The following is a 1,307-nucleotide window of genomic DNA, read 5'->3' on the forward strand; positions in this document are numbered from 1 at the left end:
CATCAAGGATCTTGGTTTTATCACTTTCGTAACCTGACAAGATTGATTTATCACCAGCAAAGGCGTCAATACGGTAAGCATAGAGTGATACGGCTAACTCAGGATAAGATCCAAGTTGAACGTAGTCAAACTTAAGGTTATTAGCTGAAGCGTACTCTTCAACAGCAGTTTTGGCAGATGACCCTTGAGATACTCCAATAGTTTTACCGTTTAGATCAGAAAGTTTCTTGTAGCCAGATTTAGTTTGAACAAGGAAACCGATTTGGTCGTAGTAGTAAGGATTTGACATGGCATATGAAGCCTTACGCTCATCTGTAATGGTATAAGTAGCGATAAGCATGTCAATAGTCCCGTTATCCATAAGGGCTTCACGAGTTTGTGGGGTAACCGCTGTAAAATTCACCTTTACCTTAAGTTTTTTGGCGATTTTCTTAGCGAGGTCAATTTCCATCCCTTGATAGGTATTGGTTTTGGCTGAGTAGTAACCAAAGTTTGGGACATCCTGTTTGACACCAACGTTTAGAGTCCCTTTTTTGACAATTTTTTGAATTGCAGCACTATTGAGTAGTTTACTTCTCTCATCTGCCTGACTACTTTTTGTGTTCCAGAGGAGAACTGCTACAAAAGCCAAAGCAGAGATAGCAAAAATGCGACTAAGTTTCTTGATTAACATAAGTCCTCCTTAGGCATCCACTTGGACACGATCAGAGTTGTGGTCGATAATCTTAGAAAGGAATTGAACAGCACGAGGTTCAGTTGGATTGTCAAAGAAACCATCCACATCCGTAGTATCCACGAGAACCTGACCTTCAGCCATGAAAATGATACGGTCTGCCACACTGCGAGCAAAGCCCATTTCGTGGGTAACAACTACCATGTTCATACCACCTTTGGCAAGGTTTTGCATAACGGCAAGAACGTCACCAATAGTCTCTGGGTCAAGGGCTGACGTTGGCTCATCAAAGAGCAAGAGCTCAGGATTCATGGCAAGACCACGGGCAATAGCGATACGTTGTTTTTGCCCACCAGAAAGCATGCCTGGATAAGAATCTTTCTTGTCCCACATGTTAACGTAGCGAAGGAATTTTTCAGCAGTCTTTTCGGCGTCTGCCTTACTGATTCCAAGCACCTTGATAGGTGCCAAGGTAACATTTTCAAGAACGGTTTTGTGAGGGTAGAGGTTAAAGTGTTGGAAAACCATCCCTGCTTCCTTACGCAATTCTACCAAATCTTTGGCAGAAGCCTCCGTCACATTATGTCCGTTAACGATAAGCGTACCGTTATCGATGGATTCCAAGGCATTGATA

2 protein-coding genes are annotated in these 1,307 nt (G+C 42.7%); both read right to left on the reverse strand.

Translation table 11 applies throughout. From position 1 onward, the window contains the following. A partial coding sequence (locus HMPREF9425_RS04200; RefSeq protein ID WP_003097031.1) for a transporter substrate-binding domain-containing protein occupies positions 1–673 on the reverse strand: 673 nt, incomplete at its 3' end. A gap of 9 nt (positions 674–682) precedes the next feature. Next, the coding region (locus tag HMPREF9425_RS04205; protein ID WP_003097033.1) for an amino acid ABC transporter ATP-binding protein at positions 683–1,307 on the reverse strand (625 nt) is incomplete at its 5' end.

The sequence above is a fragment of the Streptococcus vestibularis ATCC 49124 genome (genome assembly GCF_000188295.1).
Taxonomy (GTDB): Bacteria; Bacillota; Bacilli; order Lactobacillales; family Streptococcaceae; genus Streptococcus; species Streptococcus vestibularis.